Source organism: Oerskovia sp. NPDC060287 (genome assembly GCF_042726775.1).
Lineage (GTDB): Bacteria > Actinomycetota > Actinomycetes > Actinomycetales > Cellulomonadaceae > Oerskovia > Oerskovia merdavium.
Genome location: NZ_JBHXBO010000230.1, coordinates 1 through 6,426 on the forward strand (window position 1 = coordinate 1; position 6,426 = coordinate 6,426).

At 74.9% G+C, this 6,426-nt stretch carries 7 protein-coding genes and 1 riboswitch; all 7 genes read left to right on the plus strand.

Going from position 1 to position 6,426, the window contains the following annotated elements:
* The first annotated feature begins 74 nt into the window (after positions 1-74).
* The 7 genes from rpe (at position 75) to hisG (ending at position 6,398) form a co-directional block, all read left to right on the plus strand.
* Positions 75-737, plus strand: a complete 663-nt coding sequence (rpe, locus tag ACFWFR_RS16205; RefSeq protein WP_191802497.1) for a ribulose-phosphate 3-epimerase — start codon at positions 75-77, stop codon at positions 735-737.
* A 152-nt stretch (positions 738-889) separates the two neighbouring features.
* A riboswitch (FMN riboswitch) is annotated at positions 890-1,015 on the plus strand.
* Between the two features lie 115 nt (positions 1,016-1,130).
* A complete protein-coding gene (gene ribD / locus ACFWFR_RS16210; RefSeq protein WP_377623640.1) occupies positions 1,131-2,387 on the plus strand; it encodes a bifunctional diaminohydroxyphosphoribosylaminopyrimidine deaminase/5-amino-6-(5-phosphoribosylamino)uracil reductase RibD in 1,257 nt (418 codons plus the stop codon).
* Positions 2,387-3,061 (plus strand): riboflavin synthase, encoded by a 675-nt coding sequence (locus ACFWFR_RS16215; RefSeq protein ID WP_377623641.1) that lies wholly within the window; start codon positions 2,387-2,389, stop codon positions 3,059-3,061. The genes ribD and ACFWFR_RS16215 overlap by 1 nt, the downstream gene beginning before the upstream one ends.
* Before the next feature lie 8 nt (positions 3,062-3,069).
* Positions 3,070-4,488 (plus strand): 3,4-dihydroxy-2-butanone-4-phosphate synthase, encoded by a 1,419-nt coding sequence (gene ribB / locus ACFWFR_RS16220; protein ID WP_377623642.1) that lies wholly within the window; start codon positions 3,070-3,072, stop codon positions 4,486-4,488.
* Positions 4,485-4,952, plus strand: coding sequence for a 6,7-dimethyl-8-ribityllumazine synthase (ribH, locus tag ACFWFR_RS16225; RefSeq protein ID WP_354505570.1), 468 nt, complete (start codon positions 4,485-4,487; stop codon positions 4,950-4,952). Before ribB ends, ribH begins: the two co-directional genes overlap by 4 nt.
* 131 nt (positions 4,953-5,083) lie before the next feature.
* A complete protein-coding gene (locus ACFWFR_RS16230; RefSeq protein ID WP_056651951.1) occupies positions 5,084-5,347 on the plus strand; it encodes a phosphoribosyl-ATP diphosphatase in 264 nt (87 codons plus the stop codon).
* 196 nt (positions 5,348-5,543) lie between these two features.
* The gene (hisG, locus tag ACFWFR_RS16235; RefSeq protein WP_354505573.1) at positions 5,544-6,398 is read left to right on the plus strand and encodes an ATP phosphoribosyltransferase; all 855 of its coding nucleotides are present in this window, start codon (positions 5,544-5,546) and stop codon (positions 6,396-6,398) included.
* Positions 6,399-6,426: the final 28 nt, after the last annotated feature.

Sequence of the window (6,426 nt, forward strand, 5' to 3'; positions counted from 1 at the left end):
GGGTGGCCCTCGCCACCCGACCCGGCCGTTCCGCGTCTCCGCAGGGGGCGCGGGCGCCCTCTAGGCTGGTGCCCATGTCCGCACTCATCGCCCCCAGCATCCTGTCCGCCGACTTCGCGAACCTCGAGCGCGACCTGGGCGCGATCGCGACCGCCGACTACGCGCACGTCGACGTGATGGACAACCACTTCGTGCCCAACCTGACCCTGGGTCTGCCGATCTTCGAGCGCCTGGTCCAGGTGTCCCCGGTGCCGATCGACGCGCACCTCATGATCGCCGACCCCGACCGCTGGGCGCCGGGCTACGCCGAGGCGGGCGCCGCGTCCGTCACGTTCCACGCCGAGGCCGCCACGGCCCCCGTGCGCCTGGCGCGCGAGCTGCGCCGCCTGGGCTCGCGCGCGGGCCTCGCGCTGCGTCCCGCGACGTCGGTCGAGCCGTTCCTGGACCTGCTGCCCGAGTTCGACATGCTCCTGGTCATGACGGTCGAGCCCGGGTTCGGCGGCCAGTCCTTCATCGAGGGCACGCTGCCCAAGATCCGCCGCATCCGCGACGCGGTGTCCGAGGCCGGGCTCGACGTGTGGATCCAGGTCGACGGCGGCGTCTCGCGCGCCACGATCGAGCGCGCGGCCGAGGCCGGCGCCAACGTGTTCGTCGCGGGCTCCGCGGTCTACGGGGCGGAGAACATCCCCGAGGAGATCGCGGCCCTGCGGGCGCTCGCGGAGGGCCACGCGCACTGACGCCGTTCACATCGGTCCAGCCCGCGGGACGGGCGGGGCCGCGTGCCTGCCGGCCGACGCCGGTGTGGCATGCTGGGTGGAGACGAGAAGCCGGGCCCGGTGCGCACCTTCGGTGGGCGGGGTCCGGGCTCGAGCGCATGAGCAGTACGCACACACGTGCTCCGGGGTCGGTGTAATTCCGAGCCGGCGGTGACAGTCCGCGACCCACGCCTCGGCGTGGTTGACCTGGTGGAACTCCAGGACCGACGGTGAAAGTCCGGATGGGAGGAAGTACGTGGCGGCGCGGGGCGGAGCCCTGTGCCGTGGTGTCGTGACGTCCGTGGACCCTCAGGGGTCCCCGTGGCGTCGCCGACCCCTCACCCCGGAGCATCGTGCTCACCGGGAGGAGGACGCATGGGCGCCAGGCCCACCCTGACGATCGACGCCGCGATGGTGCGCGCGCTCGAGCTGGCCGCGCGCGGCCCCGCGCACGGCCCCAACCCGCGCGTGGGCGCCGTCCTGCTGGGACCCGCGCCCCGGCCGCTGGACTCCCTGCCCGACGCCGCCGCTCCCGGCCCCGTGGACGACGCACCCCGGGCGGTGCTCGCCGAGGGCTTCCACCGGGGCGCGGGCAGCCCGCACGCCGAGGCCGCGGCCCTGGCCGACGCCCGCGAGCGCGGCGTGGACGTGCGCGGCGCGACGGCCGTGGTGACGCTCGAGCCCTGCAACCACACCGGACGTACCGGGCCGTGCGCGCAGGCGCTGCTGGACGCGGGCGTGGCGGAGGTCGTGTACGCCGTGGGGGACCCGAACCCCGTCGCGACCGGCGGCGGCGAGCGCCTGCGCGCGGCCGGGGTGCGCGTCGCCGCGGGGCTGCGCGAGGCCGAGGGCGAGCGCCTGCTCGGCCCGTGGCTGGTGGCCGTGCGCCGGGGGAGCCCGTACGTGACCCTCAAGCTCGCCACGACCCTGGACGGGCGGGTCGCCGCGGCGGACGGCACCTCGCAGTGGATCACCGGACCGGCCGCGCGCGAGCACGCCCACCGGGTGCGGGCACAGGTCGACGCGATCCTCGTGGGCACCGGGACGGTCCTGGCCGACGACCCGTCGCTCACGGCGCGCACCCCCGTGCCGGCACCGGGTGGGGCCGCCGAGGGCGAGCACGAGGCGGGGCTCGCGGGGCACCGGCCGGTGCGCGCCGCTGGTGGGGTGGTCGGGCTGGAGCCCGGGCTCGCGGGGCATCAGCCGGTGCGGGTCGTCGTCGGGCTCCGTGACCTCCCGCCGCACGTGCGGCTCGCGCCAGGAGGGTCCTGGACCACCGACGGCGGCGGCCCCGTGCTGCACCTGCGCACGCGCGACGTCCGCGCGGTCCTGGCCGAGCTGGCCGGGCGCGAGGCCCGCCACGTCCTGGTCGAGGGCGGCCCCGGCCTGGCGACCGCGTTCCTCGCGGCCGGGGCCGTCGACGAGATCCACGCCTACCTCGCGCCGGTCCTGCTGGGCGCGGGCCTGGGCGCGGTGGGCGACCTGGGCGTGACCACGCTCGCGGGCGCCCCGCGCTTCGTCACGCACGACGTGCGCCGCCTGGGCGCGGACGTCCTGGTCGTGGCCCGCGCCTCGCCCTCCGCCCACCCCCTGACCACCGTCCCCAGCACCACCCCCGAACAGGAGAGCTGATGTTCACCGGAATCGTCGAAGAGATCGGTACGGTCCGCGAGATCGCGTTCCCGGGCGGCCAGGAGTCCGACGCGGTCCTGACCGTGCACGGCCCCCTCGCCACCTCGGACGCGCACCTGGGCGACTCGATCGCCGTCAACGGCGTGTGCCTGACCGTCACGGGCGTGGGACAGGACGGCACGTTCACGGCCGACGTGATGCCCGAGTCGTTGCGCCGCACCGCGCTCGGTGACCTGGTCGCGGGCTCGCCCGTGAACCTCGAGCGGGCCGTGCGCGCCGACACGCGCCTGGGCGGGCACATCGTCCAGGGCCACGTCGACGGCGTCGGCGAGCTCGTGCGCCGCACGCCGGGCGGGCGGTGGGACGACCTGGTCCTGTCCGCGCCCGCCGGCCTGACCCGCTACGTCGCGGAGAAGGGCTCGATCACGGTCAGCGGCGTCTCCCTGACCGTGACGCACGTGGACGAGACCACGTTCGGCGTCTCCTTGATCCCCACGACGCTCGAGGCCACGATCCTCGGCTCGCTCGTGCCGGGGGGCCGGGTCAACCTCGAGGTCGACGTGATCGCCAAGTACGTCGAGCGCCTGCTGGGCGCTCGCGGGACCCACGCGTCCGGCGCCCCGGGCTCGACGACCGCCGCCGACCTGCTCGGTACGAGCGCAGCACAGGAATGAGCACCGCCATGAACACCGTCCCGGGCAGTCACGAACCTGTCGCCCCCACCGCACCGCACGTGGACCCCGTGCGCACCGGCACCGTCGAGGAGGCCCTGGACGCGATCCGCGCGGGGCGCCCCGTCCTGGTCGCGGACTCCCCGGACCGTGAGAACGAGGCCGACGTGATCTTCGCGGCCCGCACCGTGACCCCCGAGTGGGTCGCGTGGACGATCCGCCACTCCTCGGGCTACCTGTGCGCGCCCATGCCGGCCGCGCGCGCCGACGCCCTGGACCTGCCGCTCATGGTCCCGCACAGCCAGGACCCGCGGCGCACGGCGTACACGGTCACGGTCGACGCCGCCACGGGAGTGACCACGGGCATCTCCGCGGCCGACCGTGCCCGGACCCTGCACGTCCTGGCCGACCCGGCCTCGGGCTCGGGCGACCTCATCCGCCCCGGGCACGTCCTGCCCCTGCGCGCCGTGCCCGGCGGGGTGCTGCACCGTGCCGGGCACACCGAGGCCGCGGTGGACCTGGTGCGCCTGGCCGGGGCGGGGGAGGTCGGGGGCATCGCCGAGCTCGTCAACGACGACGGCACCATGATGCGGCTCGACGACGCCGCGCACGCCGCGCAGGAGGCGGGCCTGGTCCTGATCACCATCGCGGACCTCATCGCGTGGCGCCGCGAGCACGACCCCGTCGTGCCCGAGCACGAGGCCGGGCCGTCGTCCGCGCCGCGCGTGCAGGCCACGAGCGTCGCGGACCTGCCCACCGCGCACGGGCACTTCCGCGTCCACGGCTACCGCGACCTGCGCACGGGGGCCGAGCACGTGGCCCTGGTGCCGGTGGCCGTGCCCGCCGGGGGAGGGGGCGCCGTCGACCCGGCTCCGGGCGCGACGGTCGCCGCGCCGCTCGTGCGCGTGCACTCCGAGTGCCTGACCGGGGACGCGTTCGGGTCGCTGCGCTGCGACTGCGGCCCCCAGCTGCAGGCCTCCATGGAGCGCGTGGCCGCCCAGGGCGGGGCCGTGGTGTACCTGCGCGGGCACGAGGGCCGCGGGATCGGCCTGCTCGCCAAGATCGGCGCCTACGAGCTCCAGGACGCGGGCTTCGACACCGTCCAGGCCAACCTCGAGCTCGGCTGGCCCGTGGACCGGCGCGAGTACGGGGCTGCGGCCGCGATCCTGACCGACCTGGGCCTGGACCGCGTCACGCTGCTGACGAACAACCCGGCCAAGGTCACCGGCCTGGCCGCGCACGGCATCGACGTCGTGGACGCCCACCGGCTCGAGGTCGGGCACGGCGAGCACAACCACGGGTACCTCATGACCAAGAAGGTCGCGATGGGCCACCTCCTGGACACCCTGGAGATCACGCCCGAGCAGGGTACCGGGCCCGTCCCGACCGACCCCACCACACCCACCACCACCGAGGAGAGCGACCGATGAGCGGCGCAGGAGCACCCCAGATCACCGTCGACGGCACCGGGCTACGGATCACCGTGGTCGCCGCCAGCTGGCACACCGAGGTCATGGACGGCCTCCTCGCGGGGGCCCGCCGGGCGCTCGCGGCCGCGAACGTCACGCACGTCAAGGAGATCCGCGTCCCGGGCTCGTTCGAGCTGCCCGTGGCCGCGGCGCGGGCGGCCGAGCGCGGCACGGACGCGGTGATCGCGCTCGGCGTCGTGATCCGTGGGGGTACCCCGCACTTCGAGTACGTGTGCTCGGCCGCGACCACGGGCCTGACGGACGTCTCGGTGCGCACGGGGGTCCCGGTGGGCTTCGGGGTCCTCACGTGCGACGACGAGCAGCAGGCGCTGGACCGTGCGGGGTTGCCGGGCTCGCGCGAGGACAAGGGGGCCGAGGCCGTCGAGGCGGCCATCGCGACGGTCGTGGCGCTGCGCGACCTCTGACGTCTCCTGCGCCTGTCGCCCGTCCTGACGTCGCCCCTCGTCGTCAGGGCGGGCGAGAGGGTGGGGGACGACGGGTGACCGGTGGGCGGGACGGTTGGGCCCGCCGGTCACGGGGCGACTACCCTGGTCGGGTGAAGACGTTCGAAGGGCTGTTCGCCGAGCTCACCGAGAAGGCCACCACCCGACCCGCCGGTTCCGGCACGGTTGCGGAGCTGGATGCCGGTGTCCATGCGATCGGGAAGAAGATCGTCGAGGAGGCCGCCGAGGTGTGGATGGCGGCCGAGTACGAGGGTGACGACAAGACGGCCGAGGAGGTCTCCCAGCTCCTGTACCACGTGCAGGTGCTGCTCCTGGCCAAGGGCCTGACCCTGCAGGACGTGTACAAGCATCTGTGAGCCCGGCCAGGTCCGGGTCCAGGGGGAGGCGCACGGGGGCCCAGGCACCCGGGTCGCTTCCCTCACGCATGTCCCTCGTCCGCAGTAGTCGTCCACCGTCCGTCCCTGCGTTCCCGCCGTCGCGGGCGCGCCGACCGGGTGATCGGTCGTCCTGACCGCCCCGTTCCCCGAACTCCCCAAGAAACGCGAGGATCTCGTGCTCCGCATCGCCGTTCCCAACAAGGGCTCCCTGTCCGAGCCCGCCGTCGACATGCTTCGTGAGGCCGGCTACCGCCAGCGTCGCGACACCCGTGAGCTCGTGCTCGCGGACCCGGACAACGACGTCGAGTTCTTCTTCCTGCGCCCGCGTGACATCGCGGTGTACGTGGGCACGGGCACGGTCGACGCCGGCATCACGGGCCGCGACCTGCTCCTCGACTCGGGGGCGGCGGCCGTCGAGCACATGCAGCTGGGCTTCGCGGGCTCCACGTTCCGGTACGCGGCCCCCGTGGGCACCATCACGTCCCTCGACCAGGTCGAGGGCCTGCGCGTGGCCACGTCCTACGAGGTCCTGGTGGAGAACCACCTGCGCGCCAACGGGGTCACGGCCTCGGTCGTGCACCTGGACGGTGCGGTCGAGTCCGCGGTCCAGCTCGGCATCGCCGACGTCGTCGCGGACGTCGTGTCCACGGGAACGACCCTGCGCGGGGCGGGCCTGGAGGTCTTCGGCGACCCGATCCTGAAGTCCGAGGCCGTCCTGATCCGCCCGGCCTCGGTGGGCGACGACGCGGTCTCCGCGGGCCTGGAGACGCTCACGCGCCGCCTGCTGGGCGTCCTCACGGCCCGTCAGTACGTCCTGATGGACTACGACGTGCCCGCGCACCTCGTCGAGGCCGCGGTGGCCCTGACGCCCGGCCTGGAGTCCCCGACGGTCTCCCCGCTGCACGACCGCGACTGGGCGGCCGTGCGCGCCATGGTGCGCCGCGACCAGACGAACAAGCTCATGGACGCCCTCTACGAGGTCGGGGCGCGCGCGATCCTGGTCACCTCGATCCACGCCTGCCGCCTCTGAGCCCACGGGCCACCCCGTCCGGTGACGC